The organism is Amycolatopsis sp. NPDC004747 (assembly GCF_053601335.1).
Map to the genome: position 1 here is coordinate 1 of NZ_JBSGBQ010000038.1, position 19160 is coordinate 19160.

The following is a 19160-nucleotide window of genomic DNA, read 5'->3' on the forward strand; positions in this document are numbered from 1 at the left end:
GCTGCGACGTCCTCTACTCCATGCTCCGCAACGGCACCCACTACCGACACCCCGCGCCCGCCGCGGCTTGACAACCACATAGGGACACCCCCCCCGCGCGAGCCGCTCGCGTTGCGGGGCTCACCAAGCGTGGTTAGCGTTTCACGGTGGCGAACGAAGAGAAGGAAAAGCTGCTTCCGCGGCTTCGGCGGAAGTACCCGTGGCTCGACCACCTCATCCGGGCCAACGAAGCCTTCAGCGAGCGGTACGGCAACCACTACGCCGCCGCCATCACCTACTTCAGCGTGCTGTCGGTCTTCCCGCTCTTCATGGTCGCCTTCGCCGTGGTCGGGCTGGTCGTCAACCACGACCAGACGATCATCCACAAGATCACCGACGGCATAAACAACTCCGTGCCCGAGGGCCTCAAGGACCTCGTCAACGGCATCGTCAAGGGCGCGCTCGACTCCGGTGGCGGGATCGGGGTCTTCGGCCTGCTCATCGCCCTCTACTCCGGCATCGGCTGGATGTCGAACCTGCGGGACGCGCTCACCGCCCAGTGGGGCCAGGAAAAGCAGCCGCAGCCGATCGTCAAGCAGACGCTCAAGGACCTCGTCGCGCTGATCGGGCTCGGGGTCGCCCTCGTCGTCTCCTTCGCGCTGACCGCCGTCGGGGGCGGGGTCGGGCAGTTCCTGCTCGAACTCGTCGGGCTCGAACACGCCACCTGGGCGATCGTCCTGCTCCGCGGGGCCACCATCGTGCTCGGGCTGCTCGCCAACACCCTCGTCTTCGTCTGGGTCATCGCCCGCCTGCCGCGGGAGCGGGTCGCGCTGCGCAGTGCCGTCAAGGGTGCCGTGGTCGCCGCCGTCGGGTTCGTCGTCCTGCAGCAGGTCGGGTCGATCTACCTCGCCAGCGTCACCAAGTCGCCGTCCGCCGCGCTGTTCGGGCCGGTCATCGGGCTGCTCGTGTTCGCGAACCTCGTCTCGCGCTTCCTCCTGCTCATCACGGCGTGGACCGCCACGGCGAAGGAGAACCAGCACGAGGTCATCGCGCCGCCGCCGCCCGTGCGGCTCGAGCAGCGGGTCACCGTGCAGCGCGGGCCGGGCCTCGGCGCCGTTGCGGGTGCCTTCAGCGCCGGCGCGCTGCTCGCGTGGCTGGGTGGCCGCCGCAGGTCTTGACACCCGGCCACGCGGTAAAGAAACTGAACCGGTAAGAAATCTGAACCGGAGGGGTTTCGTGCTGCTGGACGCCGCCCGCGAGTGTGCCGACCTCGCCAGGACCCTCGCACCCGTCACCGAGCGGCAGCGGGCGCTGCCGCCCGAACTGGTCGCGAAGCTGACCGACGCCCAGCTGTTCCGCACCGGCGTCCCCGGCTACCTCGGCGGCCCCGAAGCGCCGCCCGCGGTCAGCCTCGAAACCGCCGAGACGGTCGCGCGCGGGGACGCCTCGGCCGGCTGGTGCGTCTCGATCGCCGTGACGAGCAGCCTGCTTTCGGCCTATGCGCCGGGAAAGTGCGCCGAGGAGGTCTTCGGGGACCCGCGCACGGTCGCCGCCGGGGTCTGGGCGCCGCGCGGCACCGGCAGGAAGGTCGACGGCGGGTACGTCGTGAGCGGCCGGTGGGCGTTCTGCAGCGGCATCCCGCACGCCGACTGGCTCTTCGCCGGGTTCGTGCACGAGAAGGCGCTTTACGTGGCCGCGTTGCCGAAGGCCGAGCTCGAAGTGCTCGACACGTGGCACACCAACGGCCTGCGCGGCACCGGCAGCCACGACTGCGTCGCGGACGACCTGTTCGTCCCGGACCACCGCGTCTTCTCGGTGATGGCCGGTCCGCCGCCGGAAGCCGTTGCGCTGCACCGGTTCCCGCTCTTCGGCTTCTTCGCGCTGTCGGTCGCGGCCGCCGCGCTGGGCAACGCGCGCGGGGCGCTCGACGACCTCGTCGAACTCGCCTCGACGCGTACCCCGCTCGGCTCCAGCCGCTCGCTGGCCGAGCGGCCGGCGACGCAGGCCGCCGTCGCGGAGGCCGAGGCGGCCCTGCGGGCGGCGCGGCTGCTCTTCTACGGCAGCATCGACGACGCCTGGCAAGCCGCGCAGGGCACCGAGCCGGTGCCGGACGCGCTCAAAGCCGGCCTGCGGCTGGCCGCCACGCACGCGACGCGCACGGCCGCGAAGGTCACCGCGAGCGTGTACGACCTCGGCGGCGGCGCGGCGATCTACGAAACTTCGCCGTTGCAACGCCGGTTCCGCGACGCGCACACCGCGACCGCCCACTTCCAGGTCAACCCGGCCAGCTACGAACTGCCCGGCAAGCTCCTGCTGGGTGTCCCGGCCCGGACGGACCAGCTGTGACCGACCTCGGCCACCGGTTCACCGCGGACTCGGTCGGCCGCGCACTCGACCTGGTCGGCGAGCGGTGGAGCCTGCTCATCCTGCGGGAGGCGTTCTTCGGCGTGCGCCGCTACGGCGAGTTCGCGCGCAACCTGGCCATCCCGCGCCCGACGTTGTCCGCCCGGCTGAAGACCCTCGCCGACGCGGGTGTGCTCGAACGCGTCGAGCCGGTGCCCGAGTACGTGCTGACCGCCGCCGGGCGCGAGCTGTTCGGCGCCGTCGTCACGCTCATGCAGTGGGGCGACCGGCACCTCGTCGGTCCGGAGGGACCGCCGATCCTGCTGCGGCACAAGGACTGCGGCGAGGTCGCCGGTACGTACGTCGCTTGTGGACACTGCGGCGGCGCGATCGCCACCGACCGGGTGACGCCGGAGCCCGGGCCCGGGTACCGCTAGCCCGCGGCCCGCTTGCGCTGGTGCCCGACGACGAACCCGCCGACGATGATCAGGAACACCACCAGGGTGATGATCCAGCCGGTGACGCCGAACGGGTCCTCCTTCGCCGCCGACGCGGCCGCGGACGTGCCGCCGTTGCCGGTGCCGCCGTCGGCGAGCACGGACGGGTCACCGCTCGCCGGGGCCGTGGCCGGCGCCTGGTAGCTGATCTGGCCGACCGGCGCGGCGCGGTCCTCCTCGAGCGCGAAGCCGTAGTCGAGCAGCTTCGCCGCCTGGTCGACCACCTTGGTCGGCTTCTGCTCGGCGCGCAGCATGACGACCGCGAGCCGCTTGCCCTTGCGCTGCGCCGCGCCGACGTAGGTGTGGCGGGCGTCGTCGGTGAAGCCGGTCTTGCCGCCGAGGAAGCCGGGGTACACGCCGAGCAGCTTGTTGTCGTTGAAGATCGGGATGGCCGGTTTGCCCCCGGCCGGCGGGAACTCGAAGTTCTTCGTCGCGACGACCTTCGCGAACTCCTGCTGCTTCATCGCGTAGTTGAAGATCAGGCTGAGGTCGTAGGCCGAGGTCGACATGCCGGGCCCGTCCAGGCCCGACGGGGTCGCGGCGCGCGTGTCGAGCGCGCCGATCTTCGCCGCCAGCGCGTTCATCTTCGCCACCGTGGCGTCGACCCCGCCGAGCGCCGTGGCGAACACGTGCGCGACGTCGTTGCCCGAGTGCATCAGCAGCCCGTGCAGCAGCTGGTCGACGGTGTACTGGCCGCCGGCGACGAGGCCGACGCAGGTGCATTCCTGCTCCGCGTCCTCCTTCGTCGCGACGAGCGGCTGCTGCGGGTCCAGCTGGGTGACGACGACCAGCGCGAGCAGCGTCTTGATCAGCGACGCGGGCCGCTGCCGGGCGTGCGGGTCCTTCGCCGCGACGACCGCGCCGGTGTCGAGGTCCTGCACCAGCCACGACGCCGCGGTGTTGCCGTCCGGCGGGTTGAGCGCGCCGTCCGGGGTGATCAGGCCGCATTCGGCCATCCGGCTGCCGCCGACCGGGACCGCGGGCACGGCCAGCGGCGGGGGCACCTGCTTGCCCGGCGCGGGCTTCTCCGACGTGTCGACCGGCGGCGGGGGAGCCTGGCGGTTCGCGCACTGGCCCTGCTGCGGCGCCGCGGCCACCAGCGCCGGCGTGCTCAGGGCCAGGAGGGCGGCGGCGAGCGTCGTCGTGAAGACCTTGAGCGACCGGGAGACAGCGGAGTGCACCCACGCAATCTAGCGCCGCGGCCCGCGTCGCATACTCAGGGGCATGCGCATGTCACGAGGCACCTCGCTGTTCCTGCTGGCCTTCGGTGTGTGGTCGTGGATCATCTGGATCACCTTCGCGAAGAACCTGTGGGACAGCGACCGGGCCTGGGCCCCGGACGGCTCGCCGACCGCCTACTTCGTCGTGCACGCGGTGCTGACGGTCGTGTCGTTCGTGCTCGGCACGATCATCGGCGTGCTCGGCTGGCGCGGGCTGCGCGCCGGTTCCCGCGTCGACGCCTGAATCCCCTCCTTGGTCGGTGGCGCGGCCCCGCGGGCCGGTTTACGTTGGCGCCACCGAACCTGGAGGTGGAATGTCCCGTTTACGTCGAATGGCGGCACCGCTCGTGCTGGCCGTCGGAGGCGGCCTGTTCGCGGCGGCCCCGGCGGCGGAGGCCGCGCCGGCCGCGTGCGACACGACGAGCACGCCGTACACCTACGTCGTGACGTACCAGCCGGGCACCCGCGCGTCGGCCGTCGACAAGGAGCTGGCGGCCAAGTGCGGCACCAAGGTCGCCTACTACGCCCCGATCGGGGTCGCGATCGCCAGTTCGCGCAACGCGGACTTCCAGCAGAAAATCGGCCTCTACCGGGCTTATTCGGGCGCCAAGGACGTGGCCTCGGCGGCTTCTTCCGCCCGGACCTCGCTGGGTGCGGTGCGGACGCTGGAGGACACCCGGTCCGTCGCGGCCGAGGGTGACCTCTCGGCGCAGCAGTGGGACATGAAGGCGATCCACGCGCCGGAAGCGAACAAGATCCTCCCGGGCAGCCGTTCGGTGACGGTGGGCGTGCTCGACTCGGGCATCGAGGCGACGCACCCGGCGTTGCGCGACGCCATCGACGCCGGCTCGTCGGCGGGCTGCCTGACCGGCGCGCCGGACGCGTCCCCGGCGGCCTGGGCCCCGACGACGTCGGACCACGGCACGCACGTGGCGGGCACGATCGCGGGCCGCGACGCGGTGGCGCGCTTCACGGGCGTCGCACCGGGCGTGCGGCTGGCCTCGGTGAAGGTCGTCAACGACGGCGGCTACATCTTCCCGGAGGCGGCGGTCTGCGGTTTCGTCTGGGCGGCCGAGCACGGTTTCGCGGTGACGAACAACAGCTACTTCATCGACCCGGGCATGTTCTACTGCCCGAAGCAGCCGGGCGACGCGGCGGCGTTCGAGGCGGTCCGCCGGGCGGTGGAGTACTCGACGCACCGCGGAGTGCTGAACGTGGCGGCGGCGGGCAACGACAGCCTGGACACGACGAACCAGACGACGGACAAGGTCCGCCCGCACCCGGTGGACGCATCGTGCGCCATCCTCCCGGGCATGCTCGACGGCGTGGTGACGGTGTCATCGGTGGGCTACGCGGGAACGAAGTCGTACTTCAGCAACTACGGCAAAATCGACGTAACAGCCCCGGGCGGCGACCCCCTCCAGCCCCCACCGGCGGGCGCGGGCCCGGCATGCCCCCTGTCAACGGTGGTCGGCGGCACGTACGGAGCAAAGTGCGGAACATCAATGGCCTCACCGCACGTGGCAGGCGTAGCGGCCCTGCTGGCATCGAAGTACCGAGGGGCACCCCCAAGGTTCATCGAGCAACTCCTGGAGACCGAGGCAGACGTGGTGAAGTGCGCGGCCACGGACCCGCAGTGCACAGGCCCGGCAAAGAACAACTCGTACTACGGCCACGGCCTGGTAGACGCCCTGGACGCAGCCCGCTCTTGACCCAATGAAGGAGCGAGGTGGTCATCCCGTCGCCTGAGGCCGTCAAATCACTTTGAGCCGGGCCCGCAACGCACAGCGAAAGGCGAGGGGGACAGCGCACGCTTGCGGGCCCGGCTCAAAGTGATAGGCCTCGATCAGGCGACGGGATGACCACCTCGCGGCCCACCTCCTCCACGTGGGGTGGGAGCGTTAGCCGTGGTCATCCCGGAGCCTGCCCGTCCGGCGAGGACAGTCTTTAGAGCTGCGGCAGGGTGGCTCTGCCGTGGTTTTGTTCTGCCGCGGCTGGGGCGGGTCCGACCTCCCCCGCCCCTCCGGTGGGATTTTCAGCCGGCGGTCGGGTTTGTCAAGGCGGGAAAGCGTGCCTTGACAAACCCGCCCGCCGGCTGAAGGGATAGCTGGGATGAGGGGCGGGGGAGGTCTGGTGAGGTGGATGGTCGCCTTGCGCTCCCGGGCGCCGGTTCGCGCCGTCCGTTCGGCCGCCGGTCGCGTCAAGGGTTCGGCCGCAGGCGTCGGGCCGGTTGAGGCTAGGTTGCGTCCGGGTCGATCGGCGGGCGCTCGCCCGGCTTGAGGGGCTCCGGCGCCGACTGGGTCTGGCCGGCCAGGTAGCCGTTCGAGCCGTTCGTCCCGTTCGTGGGCGTGCTGCTGCCGTTGGTGATGCCCTTCAGGCCGAGCGGGTCGGCGTCGCCGTCGAACAGGTGCTGCGTCACGACTCGCTTCGGGTCGAAGTTCCGCAGTCCGCGCAGGTCTTCCAGCGGCTTGCGCAGCTGGTCGAACTCCGGGCCCATCTCCTCGCGCAGCTGCTCCTTCGCGCCGGTCGCGAATTCGCGGACCTTGCGCACGCTCTTCGCGAGCCAGGATGCCGCCTCCGGCAGCCGTTCGGGGCCGAGGATGAAAAGACCGGCGATGATGAGGACGAGGATTTCGCCCCACCCGACGCTCTCGAACACCAGTCAACCTCCGAAGAAGAACCTACCCGCCCAGGGTACCCGCCGCCCGCCTCGCTCCGGCAGGCCGAACGCGGGAACTCAGTCGGAAGCCAGGGTTACGTCCACGACGAAGCTCGCGCCGTCACGCGCCAGCGACACCGGGACCACTTCGCCGACGTCGTGCGCGCGGACCGCGACCGTCAGCTCCGCGGAGTCGCGGACGAGCCGGTTGCCGATCTTCGTGATGACGTCGCCTTCCTTGATGCCCGCGTTGGCGGCCGGCCCGCCCGGTGCGACGTTCTTCACCTGGGCGCCCATCGTGGACGAGCCGGCGACCGTCGACGACGCGTTGATGCCGATGTCGGCGTGCCGGACCTTGCCGTCCTTGATCAGCGCCTTCGCGATCTTGATCGCGTAGTCGCTCGGGATGGCGAAGCCGATGCCGATGCTGCCGCCGTCCGCGCCCGCCGAGCGGATCGACGAGTTGATGCCGATCAGCGCGCCGGTGGAGTCGACGAGCGCACCGCCAGAGTTGCCGTGGTTGATCGCGGCGTCGGTCTGGATGGCCTCGTAGGTGACCGGCGGGGCGCCGTTGTCGCCGCCCGCGGTGATCGGCCGGTTCAGCGCGCTGACGATGCCGGCGGTGACCGAGTTCTGCAGCGCCAGCGGCGAGCCGATCGCCATCACGGTGTCGCCGACCTGCAGGTCCGCGGACTTGCCGACCTGCAGCACGGTCGGGTTGGTGACGTTGACCTTCACGACGGCGAGGTCGGTCTTCTGGTCGGCCCCGACGAGCTTGGCTTCGGTGCGGGTGCCGTCGATGAAGACGGCGGTGACCTTGACGCCCGGGTCCGCGGCGGCGGAGGCGATGACGTGCTCGTTGGTGAGGATGTAGCCCTGCGGGTCGATCATGACGCCGGAGCCCTGCTCACCGGACTCGGCGCCGGGCTTGAACACCTCGAGCGAGACGACGGCTGGCGCGACGCGCTTGGCGATCTCGGCGACCGACCCGGCGGGGCGTTCCTTGCCGGCCTCGGCCTCGGCGATGGTGGCGGAGCCGGTGAGCTGGGTGCCGGTGTCGCCGACCCACCAGCCGACGAAGCCGCCGGCGGCGCCGACGAGCAGCGCGACGACGCCGAGCAGGACGAGCGCCTTCGGCTGCACGCGCCGCCCGAAGAGCACCTCGGGCAGGCTGAGCAGGGCACCCGGGGGCCGCTTGGCGGGTTTCGCCTCGTCCTCGGCGGGCACGGCGGGCCCGGCGAGCACCGCGGCGGCCCCGGGATCACGCCACGGGTCGCGGGTGCCGGTCCACAGCGGCGGTTCGACGGCCGGCGCGTCACCGGTGGCTTCCCGCGGCCGTTCGAGCAGCACACCATCGGCCCCGGGCGGCCGCCGGAAGGCCTCGGCGAGCGACTCGGGCGCGGGCGGGGCGAGGTTGACGCCGTTGGTCTTCTGCGGGGAGTAGAGCTGGTCGAACGCCCCATCAACGCCCTGCGGCCTGCCGAACACGGCGGCCTGCGCCGGATCGACGGCCGGCCGCGCGAGCGGCCGCGGGCCCAGCCTGTCGGCATCGCGCGCGCCGGGCTGCTCGGGATTCACGTTCGGCTCGGTCATCATTCCCCGGTGCAGAAGATCAGGTGGCTGGGCGTGACGATACCCAAGCCCAGTGCTCCGAGTCTGCCGGTCCACGGGTGAAGTGGCTGTTTCTTGGGCTGTCATCCACAGCCCACCACGGATGTGGACAAAACGGCTTCACGGGGCGTTGAACGGCCGTTTTCGTCGGAGGGTGCCGATAGGGGTGGTGGGCACCACGTACCGCACCGCCCAGGCTCCCGGACGCAGGCCGGCACACCCGCTCCACCACGAACACCCCAGCAGCAACCGACTCAGCCGGAACCCAGGGACAGCACTGAGACCCGGACAAGCCGAAGGCCGCCGCGAAAGTGGCTTCGCAGCGGCCTTCGAGTCAACTCAGCGGATACCCGCCGGAACCACCGCCGGTGTCGTGCTCACCGGTGTCGAAACCGGGACCGGCTGCTGCGGCACCGCCATCTGGGCCGGCAGCAGGTTCGCCGGCTGCGGCACCCCGCCGCCCGTCTCGGGTGAGCCGTCTCCGTCCGCCGACGTCCCCACCAGCGCCAGGGCGCTCAGCACCAGTCCGGACACCACGACACCCGCCCCCTGCGCCGCGCGGCGCTTGAAGCGGCCGGCGCCCAGGACGTTCGGCGACTGGCCCAGCGGGGCCGATGATCCCAACGGCGCCACACCACCCAGGACGCCCGAATCGTGCAGGCCGGCGACCCGGTCGGGCCGCTGGACCGCGACCAGCTGGCCGTCGGCCGTGATCGCGAGGTTGTCCGGGGTGCTCGGCAGCTCCGTGTGCTGCGGGATCGACTGGAGGCTCGCCAAGAAACCGGCCGACATCGACGGCGCGCCCGCGCGACGGATCGCCTCGACCGTCTGGCGCTGCGCGCGCACCTCCGCCGCGCAGGCCGCGCAGCGCGTGATGTGCGACGCCGCGCGATCGCGGGCGCCGTGGGACAGCTCGCCGTCGACGAACGCCACCACGACGTCCGGCAGCAGGTGCGACTCGGGAAGTGCCCAGCCTCGCGGTGCGGTCATACCGTCACCTTCGCAGACTGCGGTGCGTGAGCGCGACGACGCTCGAGAGACGCGCGCAGCGCCTGACGCCCGCGGTGGATGCGGCTGCGGACGGTGCCCAGCTTGACACCCAGCGTCGCGCCGATCTCCTCGTACGACAGCCCTTCGACGTCGCACAGCACCACGGCGGCGCGGAACTCCGGGGGCAGCTCGTCGAGCGCCGCCTGCAGGTCCGGGTCCAGGTGGGTGTCGGAGTAGACCTGCTCGGGGCTCGGGTCGTCGCCCACGATGCGGTCGGTGTCCTCGGGCAGGCCTTCCATCCGCACGCGCGAGCGGCGGCGGGCCATGTCGAGGAACAGGTTGGTGGTGATCCGGTGCAGCCAGCCCTCGAACGTGCCGGGCTTGTAGGACGCCAGCGAGCGGAAGACCCGGATGAAGGTCTCCTGCGTGAGGTCCTCGGCGTCGTGGGTGTTGCCGGTCAGGCGGTAGGCGAGCCGGTAGACCCGGTCACCGTGTTCGCGCACGACCTCGTCCCAGGACGGCGGCGTCCAAGCCGCCTCGTCCAGGGTCACGGGCTGGGCCCCGGCGTCGGCAACGGCGTTCTGCATCGCGGGAGCAGGCACCTCCATCAGCGTTTCTCCTGTCTGCTCCACCCAACGCGGGTCCTCGGCACGGTGTTCCCGTGTGTTCGGATTTCAGTCTCTCCGGGTTCCTTATGGTTCTAGTGAGACTGGACTGAGAGCAGGCTGAGAACTTCTTCCGAGGTGCTTACCAGGGAGCCTGCGCGGATTTATCGACAACCAACGCTAACCTCCGTGCGTGAACACGCCCACCCCTGCGGCCGCACCGGCCGATTCCGGGTTCGTCGACGGGTACCTGCCCGACGACGAGGTGCTGTCTTCGGCGCGGGCAAGGGCCGAAGACCTGGGCTGCACCCCGCTCAGCGCGGGTGCGGGAGCGACGCTGCGCTTCCTGGCCGCGACGCTGTGCGCGAAGGCCGTCGTCGAGGTCGGCACGGGCGCGGGGGTGAGCGGCCTCAGCCTGCTGCGCGGCATGGCCCCCGACGGCGTCCTGACCTCGATCGACGTCGAGCCGGAGTACCAGCGGGCGGCGCGGGCGACGTTCCGCGAAGCTGGCTTCGCGCCGGGCAGAACGCGGCTGATCATCGGCCGCGCGCTGGACGTGCTGCAACGGCTCACGCCGGGCGGCTACGACCTGGTGTTCGTCGATTCCGCGCACATCGAGTACCCCGGGTGTTACGAGCTGGGCGTGTCGCTGCTGCGGCGGGGCGGGATCATCGCGTTCCACAACGTGCTGGCGGGCGGCCGGGTGATCGATCCGGCGCACCGGGATCCGGAGACGCTGGCGTTGCGCGAGGTGGCGCGGGCGTTCCGGGAGGACGAACGCCTGGTCCCGGCGCTGCTGCCGGTGGGTGGCGGGCTGCTGGTCGCCGCGGCTACCTGACCTCCACCAGCTCGAGCCGCCCGGCCCGGACCCTCGTCCCGGCCAACACCGCAGCCACCGCCAGCAGCAGCCACACCGCCACCACGGCGATCAGCCACGACCACCCAGCGTGCCCGTACACCCACGCCCCCGCCGCGCCGCCCACGCTGCTGCCCAGGTAGTACGTCGCCGTGTACATGCCGCCCACCTGGCCGCGGGCCGTCTCCGGGGCGTCCGCCGCCGCCCAGCCGTTCGCCACGGCGTGCGCCGCGAAGAATGCGCACGTCAGGACCAAGAACCCCGTGATCACCAGTGGCAACGAGTCCGGCAGCGTCAGCGCCGCACCGGCCGCCGTCAGCAGCAGGGCCCCGATCACGGCCCGGCGACGCCCTACCCGCGCCACCAGCCGGCCCGCCGCCGCCGACGACACCGAGCCCGTCGCGTAAGCCAAGAACACCAGGGAAGCGATCGCCGGCGACAACCCCAAAGGCGAACCGGTCAACCGGAAGCCGGCCGCGTTGTAGAGCGCGACGAAGGAGCCCATCGCCAAGAGCGCCACGCCGTACTGGGCCAGCAGGACCGGCTTGCTCAGCGCCGTCGCCAGCCCCCGCGTGACGTCCCGCAGGAAGACGTTCCCCGACGGCCGCGGGCCCGGCGGCAGCGTCACCACCGTGACCGCCGAACACACCGCGCCCACGCCCGCCACCACCAGCAGCGCGCCGCGCCAGCCCAGTGGCCCCGCCGTGAAGCCGCTGGCCAGCCGGCCGAGCATGCCGCCGATCGTGTTGCCCGCGATCATCGCGCCGACCGCCGCCGCCACGCCCGCCCGGCCGAGGCGCTCGGCCAGGTACGCGGCCGCCACCCCGGGGAAGCCCGCGATCGCGACGCCCTGCAGCGCGCGCAGGACCAGCAGCGCCGGGTACGTCGGCATCAGCGGCAGCAGCAGGCCGAACACCACCGACGCGACGACCGACGTCAGGATCACCGGGCGGCGGCCGACCACTTCGGACAGCGCCGCGATCGGCAGGACCGCGATGGCCAGCGCGCCGGTCGCGACGCTGACCGCGAGCGCCGCGCCGCCCGGGTCGAGGTGGTACTGCGCCGCCAGCTGCGGCAGGACCGGCTGTGGCGCGTAGAGCAGCGCGAACGAGGAGATCCCGGCCGCGGCGACGGCCGTCTTGACTCGGCGGGTGGAGGTCACGACCTGAAAGTAAGCAACACTAATCAATACGTCTAATGCAGCCAGCTGGCAGAATCAATGCAATGACGTATGACTCGCTGTCCGCGCAGGTCGCGCCGCACCTGCCGTTGCTCGTCGCCCTCCGCGACACGAGGAACGTCACACGCGCGGCCGAACTGCTGGGCGTGCCGCAGCCGACCGTGAGCCGCCGGCTCGCGGCGCTGGCGGACGCGCTGGGGGCGCCGCTGACGGTCCCGGACGGCCGCGGCATCCGGCTGACGCGCGCGGCGGAACTGCTGGCCGAGGCGGCCGAGCGCGGGCTGGCGGCGCTCGACACCGGCGTCCGGCTGGCGCGCGAGGAGGTGTCGCCGGAGTCGGGGCACGTCGTGCTGGGGTTCCTGCACCTGCTCGGGCGGTCGCTGGTGCCTTCGCTGCTGCGCGGGTACCGGGCGCGCTACCCGGGCGTGCGGTTCACGCTGGTGCAGGGCTCACGGCAGGAGATGGTCGACCGGCTGGCGGGCGGCGAGCTCGACCTGGCGCTGGTGGCGCCGCTGCCGGACGTTCCGGCGCTGGCCTGCGCGGGCCTGGTGGACGAGGAGATCCTGCTGTCGGTCCCCGCGGGCCACCGGCTGGCGGGGCGCCGCGAAGTGCGGGTGGCGGAATTGGCGGACGAGGAGTTCGTGCTGCTGGAGCAGGGCTACGGCGTCCGGACCTTGACGGACGAGCTCTGCGCGGCGGCGGGTTTCACGCCGCGGATCGCGTTCGAGGGCCAGGAGTCGGACACCGTGCGCGGCCTGGTGGCGGCCGGGCTCGGGGTGGCGCTGCTGCCGCGGTTCGGACCGGGGACGCCGGCGGGCGTGGCGGAGGTGCCGCTGTCACCGCCGCCGGTCCGGACGATCGGGCTGGTGTGGCGGGCGGAGGAGCCGTTGACGCCGGCGGTCACCGGGTTCCGCGACCACGTGCTGGCGACCCCTCAGCCCAGCGAAGCCGCCAGCTCCACCAGCGTTCGCGCCGCGAAGCCCGTCGCTCCCGGGACCACCTCGTCGTAGTTCTTCTCCGATCGGGCCGGGCCCGCGATGTCCAGGTGCGCCCACGGCACACCCGAGGTGAACTCGCGCAAGAACAACGCCGCCGTGATGCCGCCCGGGCCGGCCGGGGTCTGGCGGACGTCGCCGAACTCGCCGCGGACGTTCTCCGCGTAGTCCTCCACCAGGGGCATGCGCCACCAAGCCTCGCCCACGCGCGCGCCCGCCTCGATCACCGCCGCCGCCAATGCGGAGTCCGAGGCGAACAAGCCTCCCGTGCGCAGGCCCAGCGAGACCTTCATCGCGCCCGTCAGCGTTGCCGCGTCGACCACGTAGTCCGGGGTGAACCTGCGGATCCCGTAGACCAGCGCGTCCGCCAGGACCATCCGGCCCTCCGCGTCGGTGTTGCTCACCTCGGTCGTCTTGCCGCCGTGGTGCCGGACGATGTCGCCCGGGCGGTACGACGAACCCGACACGTGGTTCTCCGCGCACGGGACCAGCGCCGTCACCCGCACCGGCAGCTCCAGGGCCGCGATCGACCGGATCGCCGCGATCACCGCCGCGCCGCCCGCCATGTCCGTGCGCATCAGGTGCATGCCGTCGGCCGGCTTGATCGACAGGCCGCCCGTGTCGAACGTGATGCCCTTGCCGACCAGCAGCAGGTGCAGGGACGCCCCGGCCGGCCGGTACGCCATCTCGATCAGCCGCGGCGGCCGCGCGGAACCGCCGCCGACCGCCAGGACGCCGCCGAAGCCCTCCGCCTCGAGCCACTTCTCGTCCCGGACCGTCACCTCGACGCGCGGGCCCGCCACGCGGGCGGCCGTGTCGGCCAGCCACGCCGGGGTCTTCACGTTGGACGGCGTGTTCGCGAGGTCGCGCGTCAGCGCCGTCGCCGCGGCCAGCGCCGAGGCACGGGCCACCAGCGAAGGCAGCGCGGGGTCGGTTCCCACCAGGCGCACCGTCCGCACGGACGGCGCCGGGTCCTCGCCGGTCACCTTGTACCGGTAGCCACCCAGCAGCAGGCCCAGCACCAGCTCGGTGACGTGCTCGCCGGCCGCCTCTTCGGGCAGCTCCAGCTGCACTGCGCGGAACGCCTTGCCGCCGGCCTGAACGTCCTCGGCCAGGCCCGCGTTCACCGCGCGGACCAGCGCCGCGCCGGTCTTGCGGTACTCCTTCGGCTCGCCGCCACCCAGTCCCGCGACCCAACGGGGCCCGTCGCCGGGCACCGTCTGCACGTCGCCCGCCTTGCCGGTGATCCGGACGCCCTCGATCTCCAGCGGCTCGACGTCATCGTTGCCGGGATCGTTGCCGGGATCACTGTCGGGTGCGGCCACCAGCCGGGCCGTCGGAGCGCCGCGGCGGAGCTGCTCCGCGACCTCGATGTCGATCAGAGTAGCCGGAACGGGCGGTAGCGGATTACGCACAGTGAGCAACCTTCGGGCGCAGAGGAACCGCAACCCCGGCCTCCGAACGGAGACCGGGGTGCGACGGAAGGACGGATCGGGAAGGCAGGCTCAGCCGGTGACCTCCGCCAGTGCGGCGCCGAGGTCCTTCGCTTCTTCCGCGGAGAGTTCGACGACGAGTCGCCCACCACCCTCGAGCGGTACGCGCATCACGAGGCCCCGCCCCTCCTTAGTCACTTCGAGGGGACCATCTCCGGTCCGGGGCTTCATGGCCGCCATAGCGTGCTCCCTCCGTCTCAACCGGCGCGCCCGGGTCGCGCTCGCGTGAAAGCCAGCCGGGTCTGCTGTCCATTGTCCCTCATCAGCGGCCGGGCGCATCAGCGGAGGGGATCTTTTGCCGCTGTATCGGTGCTGGTATGCGGCCCGCGCGAGGTGAAAGACTCTCGGCCGACCGAAGTTTTCCGCGCAAGGAGAAGACGTGACCACATCCGACGTCCTGTTGACCGCCGACGCCGACGGGGTGCGCACCCTGACCCTCAACCGGCCGCAGGCGTACAACTCGCTGACCGTGGAGCTGAAGGAAGCACTGCTCGCGGCGCTGCGCGAGGCGTCCGGCGACGAGGGGGTCCGCGCGGTCGTGCTGACCGGTTCCGGCAAGGCGTTCTGCGCCGGGCAGGACCTCAAGGAGCACGTCGGGCTGCTGCAAGCGGGTGACCCCGCCCCGCTACACACGGTGAAGGAGCACTACAACCCGATCGTCAAGGCGATCGTGTCGATGGAGAAGCCGGTGATCGCGGCGGTCAACGGCACCGCCGCGGGCGCCGGGGCCGCCTTCGCCTACGCCAGCGACCTGCGGATCGCCGCCGAGTCGTCGTCGTTCCTGATGGCCTTCGCCAACGTCGGGCTGGGCCCGGACTCGGGCGCGTCCTGGACGCTGCAGCGGCTGGTCGGCTACGGCCGCGCCGCCGAGCTGATGCTGCTGGCCCGCACCGTCGACTCGGCCGAGGCGCTGCGGCTCGGCCTGGTCGGCGAGGTCGTGCCGGACACCGAACTCGCCGCCCGCGCCCAGCAGGTGGCCGCGAAGCTCGCGGCCGGCCCGACCGTCGCCTACGCGAAGATCAAGGGCGTGCTCAACCTGGCCGCGCAGTCGACGTTCGAGGAGGCCCTCGACGCCGAGGACGCCGCCCAGACGGCGCTCGGCGCGACCGCCGACCACACCGAGGCCGTCGAGGCCTTCGTCGGCAAGCGCAAGCCGAACTTCCAGGGCAAGTGACGCCGCGGCTGCTTCCGGGCTCAGGCGGCCCGGAAGCAGCCGGCGACGTGGTCGTCGACCATGCCGGTGGCCTGCATCAGCGCGTAGCACGTCGTCGGGCCGAGGAAGACGAAGCCGCGCTTCTTCAGCTCCTTCGCCATCGCCTTGGACTCGTCGGTGATGGCCGGGACGTCGGCCATGGACGCGGGCCGCGGGTGCGATGCGGGCGCGAACGACCACAGCAGGTCGTCCAGCGGCTGGTCCAGTGCCGCGATGGCCTGCGCGTTCTTGATCGCGGCCAGGATCTTCGCCCGGTTCCGCACGATCGACGCGTCCTGCATCAGCCGCTCGACGTCGGCCTCGCCGAACTTGGCCACCTTCGCCGGCTTGAACTGCTTAAACGCCTTCCGGAAGCCTTCGCGCTTGCGCAGGATCGTGATCCACGACAGGCCCGACTGGAACGACTCGAGGCACAGCCGCTCGTACAGCTCGTCCTGCCCGTGCAGCGGCGTGCCCCACTCCTTGTCGTGGTAGTCGGCGTAGTCCGGGGTCGAATTGCCCCAGCTGCACCGCGCGACGCCGTCGGCGCCGATCAGCTCACTCATCCCCACCCACCGAATAGTTTTCCGCGAACCGCGCGAACCGCCGCAGCGACTGGCGGACCCCCAGCGCGAACACCGGCCGCACGACCGGCCAGCCGAGCCTGCCCAGCGGCCCGAACGGCAGCCGCAGGTGCTCGGCCCAGACGAACGTCGAGCGCGCCGCACCCTTCGGCACGACCTGGAAGACGCCGGTGCCCTGCACGAAGCTGCCGAGGTGCCGGACCGCGCACCGCACCGGCGGCTCCCAGCTGGTGATCTCCATGGTGTCGGTGAAGCCGAGGCCGGCCACGCCGGTGAACGCCGACAGCCGCGAGCCGACGCTGCGGCCGTTGCCCTCGACCACCTCGACGTCGGTGCCGAGCATCCACTCGCCCTGGCGCGCCCAGTCCGTCAGCGCGAGCCAGGTGGTGCCGGCCGGGGCGCGGACGTCGACCGAAAGGATCAGATCCGTCACGGGGAGGCCTCTGGCGAGCTCTCCCGCTCGCGTTCGCGCTGCTCGAGCTCGGTGACCCGGGCGCGCAGCTCGTCGAGCTCGACGCCGAGGCGCCGCATCACCCAGTCCACTTCGGACATCTTGTAGCCGCGCAGCACCAGCTGGAAGCGGACGTCGGCCAGGTCCTCGCCGGTGATGTCCTCGGCGGGCAGCCGCGTGGGCGAACTGCCCGGCGGCAGCGGGGCGAGCTCCTCACCCCGGCCGAACACCACCGCGGCGAGCAGGAACACCACGGCCGCCACCAGCAGCATGACTACGAGGTAGATCAGCGCGGTCGTCACGCGACGATCGTGGCATACCCACCCCACGAACGTCTCGCGAGCACGACGAGCCGGACGGAAAGTGCCACCCAGGCGACCATCAGCAGCGCGCACGGGATGCTCAGGAACAGCCGTGAGACGTCGACGACGCCGGTGGCGGCGATCAGCATGCCGACCGAGGCGAGGTTGACGCCGACCGCGAGCGCGATGAGGACCCCGCAGAACCGGGCCAGCCCGGTGCCGTCGAGGCGGCGGCTGAGCCAGCGGATGCCGAGCAGGGCGAGCACGCCGATCACCGGCACGACGAACACGGCGCCGTGGGAGGCGTGCGCGACGACCTTGTACCACTCGGGGGTCGGCGTCGAGAGCTTCGTCCAGTCGCCGAAGGTGAGGATCCGCGCGTAGTCCCAGAGGATCTGCATCGCCGGCACGCCGATGACGAGCTTCCACAGCGTGCGGACGCCGCTGAGCATGCCCAGCTCGGCCTGGTAGTCGCGGGCGACGACGGCCGCCGGGCCGAAGTCGGCGACCGCCCGCCGCTGCGCTTCCTCGTCGGTCCAGCCGCTCGCGCGGTAGGCGTCGGCGGCGTCGTGCAGCCCGTCGCGGGCTTCTTCCAGCAGGTCGGCCTTGAACCGGCCGCAGCCGTGCAGCCTGCGGTCCAGCTCCCCCAGGTATTCGTCGATCATGTCCCCAGCACTCCCCCGATGACCGCGGTGAACTCCCGCCAGTCCGCGCGTTCGGCGGCCAGTGCCTGCTCGCCGGAGCGGGTCAGGCGGTAGGTCCGCCGCTTGCGACCTGACACGACGTCCCACTCGCTGGCCAGCCAGCCGGCCCGCTCGAGCCGGCGCAGCGCCGGGTACACGGTGCCGGTGGGCAGGTCGAGCGCGCCGTCGCTGCGCAGCTGGAGCGCCTCGATGATCGCGTAGCCGTGCAGTTTCCGGCCGTCGAGCACGGCCAGCAGCAACGCGTCGAGGTGTCCGCGCAGGGTGTCCGCCTTCATGGGTACGCAGTCTACACGTCGGCTCGCTACATGTAGGCAGACTATGTGTAGCCTGTCTACATGAACGCTCTTCCGATCGCGAGACTCCAGTTCGCGACGACGACCTCGTTCCACTTCCTGTTCGTGCTGCTCACACTGGGGCTGATCACGCTGGTGGCCGTGATGCAGACGCGCTGGACGCTCGGCGGCAAGCCCGAGCTCCTGCGGATGACGCGGTTCTGGGGCCGCCTGTACGTGATCAACTACGCGCTCGGGATCGCGACCGGGATCGTGATGGAGTTCCAGTTCGGGCTGACCTGGACCGGGCTGTCGACCTTCGCCGGCGACGTCTTCGGCGCGCCGCTGGCCATCGAGACGCTGGTCGCGTTCTTCCTCGAATCGACCTTCCTCGGCCTGTGGATCTTCGGCTTCGGGCGGCTGCACAAGGGGCTGCACCTGGCGCTGATCTGGCTGGTCACGCTGACCGCGTACGCCTCGGCCCTGTTCGTCATGCTGGCGAACTCGTTCCTGCAGAACCCGGTCGGCAGCCACGTCGAGAACGGCGCACTGCGCCTCGACGACTTCGGCGCGCTGTTCGCCAACCCGGCGCTGGCGGCGTCGCTGCCGCACGTGCTCAGTGCCGCGCTGGTGACCGGCGGGTTCTTCGTCGTCGGCGTCAGCGCGTGGCACTTCCTCAAGCGCACCACCGAGGTCGAGTTCTTCCGCCGGTCGATGCGGATCGGCGTCGTCGCGGCGCTCGTCGGCTCGGTCTTCGTGGTCAACCAGGGCTTCGCGCAGTTCGGCGAGCTCGCGAAGTACCAGCCGGACAAGCTGAAGGACGCCGGCGTCGGCGCGCCGCTCGGGGCCATGATCGGGCTCGGCTTCCTGATGTTCCTCGGCGCGCTGCTGGGCGCGCTCCTGCTGTTCCGGAACTGGCTCACCAAGGCCCGGTTCCTGCACTACCTGATGGTCGCGGCGATCCCGCTGCCGTTCGCCGCGGCGATCCTCGGCTGGCTGGTGCGCGAGCTCGGCCGCCAGCCGTGGCTGGTCTGGGGCAAGCTGCGCACCGCCGACGCGATCGCGGACGTCCCGGCCGGCCAGATCCTGTTCTCCTTCATCGCTTTCACACTGCTGTTCGCCGCGCTCGCGGTGGCCGACTGGGTGCTCATGGCGCGCGTCGCCAAGCGCGGCCCGGACCCGGTCGGCGTGCCCGCCGAACAGCCCGTCCTGAGCGGGGTCTGACCG

At 71.8% G+C, this 19160-nt stretch carries 22 protein-coding genes; 9 read left to right on the forward strand and 13 right to left on the reverse strand.

What is annotated here, in order from left to right; genetic code table 11:
* Positions 1 to 146 precede the first annotated feature (146 nt).
* From yhjD to ACWEGE_RS39615, 3 genes are read left to right on the forward strand one after another with little or no spacing between them, the layout of a single operon-like run.
* Complete coding sequence (gene yhjD / locus ACWEGE_RS39605) at positions 147 to 1157, forward strand: inner membrane protein YhjD (RefSeq protein WP_449665624.1); 1011 nt, start codon at positions 147 to 149, stop codon at positions 1155 to 1157.
* A 58-nt stretch (positions 1158 to 1215) separates the two neighbouring features.
* Complete coding sequence (locus ACWEGE_RS39610) at positions 1216 to 2325, forward strand: acyl-CoA dehydrogenase family protein (RefSeq protein ID WP_449665625.1); 1110 nt, start codon at positions 1216 to 1218, stop codon at positions 2323 to 2325.
* Positions 2322 to 2759, forward strand: coding sequence for a winged helix-turn-helix transcriptional regulator (locus ACWEGE_RS39615; protein WP_449665626.1), 438 nt, complete (start codon positions 2322 to 2324; stop codon positions 2757 to 2759). The genes ACWEGE_RS39610 and ACWEGE_RS39615 overlap by 4 nt, the downstream gene beginning before the upstream one ends.
* Here the strand turns inward: ACWEGE_RS39615 and ACWEGE_RS39620 are convergent.
* Positions 2756 to 4000 carry a D-alanyl-D-alanine carboxypeptidase family protein gene (locus tag ACWEGE_RS39620; RefSeq protein ID WP_449665627.1) on the reverse strand — a complete coding sequence of 415 codons (1245 nt, stop codon included), beginning with the start codon at positions 3998 to 4000 and terminating at the stop codon, positions 2756 to 2758. The two genes, ACWEGE_RS39615 and ACWEGE_RS39620, sit on opposite strands and share 4 nt — an antisense overlap.
* A gap of 43 nt (positions 4001 to 4043) precedes the next feature.
* Between ACWEGE_RS39620 and ACWEGE_RS39625 the strand changes: the two genes are divergently transcribed.
* Together ACWEGE_RS39625 and ACWEGE_RS39630 are read left to right on the forward strand one after the other, a co-directional pair.
* Positions 4044 to 4283: an SCO4848 family membrane protein gene (locus ACWEGE_RS39625; RefSeq protein WP_449665628.1), complete on the forward strand. Its 240-nt coding sequence runs from the start codon at positions 4044 to 4046 to the stop codon at positions 4281 to 4283.
* 70 nt (positions 4284 to 4353) lie between these two features.
* Positions 4354 to 5751, forward strand: a complete 1398-nt coding sequence (locus ACWEGE_RS39630; RefSeq protein WP_449665629.1) for a S8 family peptidase — start codon at positions 4354 to 4356, stop codon at positions 5749 to 5751.
* 524 nt (positions 5752 to 6275) lie between these two features.
* On the opposite strand, the gene tatB is transcribed toward ACWEGE_RS39630, so the two are convergent.
* The 4 genes from tatB to sigE form a co-directional block, all read right to left on the reverse strand.
* Positions 6276 to 6698 (reverse strand): Sec-independent protein translocase protein TatB, encoded by a 423-nt coding sequence (gene tatB / locus ACWEGE_RS39635; RefSeq protein ID WP_449665630.1) that lies wholly within the window; start codon positions 6696 to 6698, stop codon positions 6276 to 6278.
* 78 nt (positions 6699 to 6776) lie between these two features.
* Positions 6777 to 8294 carry a S1C family serine protease gene (locus ACWEGE_RS39640; protein WP_449665631.1) on the reverse strand — a complete coding sequence of 506 codons (1518 nt, stop codon included), beginning with the start codon at positions 8292 to 8294 and terminating at the stop codon, positions 6777 to 6779.
* A gap of 354 nt (positions 8295 to 8648) precedes the next feature.
* Positions 8649 to 9299, reverse strand: a complete 651-nt coding sequence (locus ACWEGE_RS39645; RefSeq protein ID WP_449665632.1) for an anti-sigma factor family protein — start codon at positions 9297 to 9299, stop codon at positions 8649 to 8651.
* Positions 9296 to 9907: an RNA polymerase sigma factor SigE gene (sigE, locus tag ACWEGE_RS39650; RefSeq protein ID WP_191314132.1), complete on the reverse strand. Its 612-nt coding sequence runs from the start codon at positions 9905 to 9907 to the stop codon at positions 9296 to 9298. Before sigE ends, ACWEGE_RS39645 begins: the two co-directional genes overlap by 4 nt.
* Before the next feature lie 190 nt (positions 9908 to 10097).
* On the opposite strand from sigE, the gene ACWEGE_RS39655 reads away from it, so the two are divergent.
* A complete protein-coding gene (locus ACWEGE_RS39655; RefSeq protein WP_103341441.1) occupies positions 10098 to 10742 on the forward strand; it encodes an O-methyltransferase in 645 nt (214 codons plus the stop codon).
* On the opposite strand, the gene ACWEGE_RS39660 is transcribed toward ACWEGE_RS39655, so the two are convergent.
* Positions 10735 to 11922, reverse strand: coding sequence for an MFS transporter (locus ACWEGE_RS39660; protein WP_449665633.1), 1188 nt, complete (start codon positions 11920 to 11922; stop codon positions 10735 to 10737). The genes ACWEGE_RS39655 and ACWEGE_RS39660 overlap by 8 nt on opposite strands.
* 62 nt (positions 11923 to 11984) lie before the next feature.
* Here ACWEGE_RS39660 and ACWEGE_RS39665 point away from each other — a divergent pair, with 62 nt between their 5' ends.
* Complete coding sequence (locus tag ACWEGE_RS39665) at positions 11985 to 12950, forward strand: LysR family transcriptional regulator (RefSeq protein WP_449665634.1); 966 nt, start codon at positions 11985 to 11987, stop codon at positions 12948 to 12950.
* Here ACWEGE_RS39665 and ACWEGE_RS39670 read toward each other — a convergent pair.
* Both ACWEGE_RS39670 and ACWEGE_RS39675 read right to left on the reverse strand, forming a co-directional pair.
* On the reverse strand, positions 12875 to 14350 hold the full coding sequence (locus tag ACWEGE_RS39670) for a leucyl aminopeptidase family protein (protein WP_449665635.1): 1476 nt from the start codon (positions 14348 to 14350) through the stop codon (positions 12875 to 12877). The genes ACWEGE_RS39665 and ACWEGE_RS39670 overlap by 76 nt on opposite strands.
* Before the next feature lie 90 nt (positions 14351 to 14440).
* Entirely contained in the window at positions 14441 to 14608 is a 168-nt protein-coding gene (locus ACWEGE_RS39675; RefSeq protein ID WP_013222969.1) for a DUF3117 domain-containing protein, read from the reverse strand.
* Between the two features lie 199 nt (positions 14609 to 14807).
* Here ACWEGE_RS39675 and ACWEGE_RS39680 point away from each other — a divergent pair, with 199 nt between their 5' ends.
* A complete protein-coding gene (locus ACWEGE_RS39680) occupies positions 14808 to 15602 on the forward strand; it encodes an enoyl-CoA hydratase-related protein (protein WP_449665636.1) in 795 nt (264 codons plus the stop codon).
* 20 nt (positions 15603 to 15622) lie between these two features.
* Here ACWEGE_RS39680 and ACWEGE_RS39685 read toward each other — a convergent pair whose 3' ends face one another.
* The 5 genes from ACWEGE_RS39685 to ACWEGE_RS39705 are packed head-to-tail and all read right to left on the reverse strand — an operon-like array spanning position 15623 to position 17936.
* Positions 15623 to 16186 carry a DNA-3-methyladenine glycosylase I gene (locus tag ACWEGE_RS39685; RefSeq protein ID WP_449665637.1) on the reverse strand — a complete coding sequence of 188 codons (564 nt, stop codon included), beginning with the start codon at positions 16184 to 16186 and terminating at the stop codon, positions 15623 to 15625.
* A complete protein-coding gene (locus tag ACWEGE_RS39690; protein WP_449665638.1) occupies positions 16179 to 16637 on the reverse strand; it encodes an SRPBCC family protein in 459 nt (152 codons plus the stop codon). Before ACWEGE_RS39690 ends, ACWEGE_RS39685 begins: the two co-directional genes overlap by 8 nt.
* On the reverse strand, positions 16634 to 16957 hold the full coding sequence (locus ACWEGE_RS39695; RefSeq protein WP_449665639.1) for a DivIVA domain-containing protein: 324 nt from the start codon (positions 16955 to 16957) through the stop codon (positions 16634 to 16636). The genes ACWEGE_RS39690 and ACWEGE_RS39695 overlap by 4 nt, the downstream gene beginning before the upstream one ends.
* On the reverse strand, positions 16954 to 17622 hold the full coding sequence (locus ACWEGE_RS39700; RefSeq protein ID WP_449665640.1) for a permease prefix domain 1-containing protein: 669 nt from the start codon (positions 17620 to 17622) through the stop codon (positions 16954 to 16956). The genes ACWEGE_RS39695 and ACWEGE_RS39700 overlap by 4 nt, the downstream gene beginning before the upstream one ends.
* Positions 17619 to 17936 (reverse strand): helix-turn-helix transcriptional regulator, encoded by a 318-nt coding sequence (locus ACWEGE_RS39705; RefSeq protein ID WP_449665641.1) that lies wholly within the window; start codon positions 17934 to 17936, stop codon positions 17619 to 17621. Before ACWEGE_RS39705 ends, ACWEGE_RS39700 begins: the two co-directional genes overlap by 4 nt.
* 60 nt (positions 17937 to 17996) lie before the next feature.
* Here ACWEGE_RS39705 and ACWEGE_RS39710 point away from each other — a divergent pair, with 60 nt between their 5' ends.
* Positions 17997 to 19157: a cytochrome ubiquinol oxidase subunit I gene (locus ACWEGE_RS39710; protein ID WP_449665642.1), complete on the forward strand. Its 1161-nt coding sequence runs from the start codon at positions 17997 to 17999 to the stop codon at positions 19155 to 19157.
* Positions 19158 to 19160: the final 3 nt, after the last annotated feature.

What these genes read in the sequence shown, in the direction of transcription:
- sigE (WP_191314132.1), bottom strand. Translation starts at nt 9,907, where the DNA reads ATGGAGGTGCCTGCTCCCGCGATGCAGAACGCCGTTGCCGACGCCGGG.
- ACWEGE_RS39685 (WP_449665637.1), bottom strand. Translation starts at nt 16,186, where the DNA reads ATGAGTGAGCTGATCGGCGCCGACGGCGTCGCGCGGTGCAGCTGGGGC.
- ACWEGE_RS39705 (WP_449665641.1), bottom strand. Translation starts at nt 17,936, where the DNA reads ATGAAGGCGGACACCCTGCGCGGACACCTCGACGCGTTGCTGCTGGCC.
- ACWEGE_RS39700 (WP_449665640.1), bottom strand. Translation starts at nt 17,622, where the DNA reads ATGATCGACGAATACCTGGGGGAGCTGGACCGCAGGCTGCACGGCTGC.
- ACWEGE_RS39625 (WP_449665628.1), top strand. Translation starts at nt 4,044, where the DNA reads ATGCGCATGTCACGAGGCACCTCGCTGTTCCTGCTGGCCTTCGGTGTG.
- ACWEGE_RS39630 (WP_449665629.1), top strand. Translation starts at nt 4,354, where the DNA reads ATGTCCCGTTTACGTCGAATGGCGGCACCGCTCGTGCTGGCCGTCGGA.
- ACWEGE_RS39640 (WP_449665631.1), bottom strand. Translation starts at nt 8,294, where the DNA reads ATGATGACCGAGCCGAACGTGAATCCCGAGCAGCCCGGCGCGCGCGAT.
- ACWEGE_RS39665 (WP_449665634.1), top strand. Translation starts at nt 11,985, where the DNA reads ATGACGTATGACTCGCTGTCCGCGCAGGTCGCGCCGCACCTGCCGTTG.
- ACWEGE_RS39675 (WP_013222969.1), bottom strand. Translation starts at nt 14,608, where the DNA reads ATGGCGGCCATGAAGCCCCGGACCGGAGATGGTCCCCTCGAAGTGACT.
- ACWEGE_RS39710 (WP_449665642.1), top strand. Translation starts at nt 17,997, where the DNA reads ATGAACGCTCTTCCGATCGCGAGACTCCAGTTCGCGACGACGACCTCG.
- ACWEGE_RS39645 (WP_449665632.1), bottom strand. Translation starts at nt 9,299, where the DNA reads ATGACCGCACCGCGAGGCTGGGCACTTCCCGAGTCGCACCTGCTGCCG.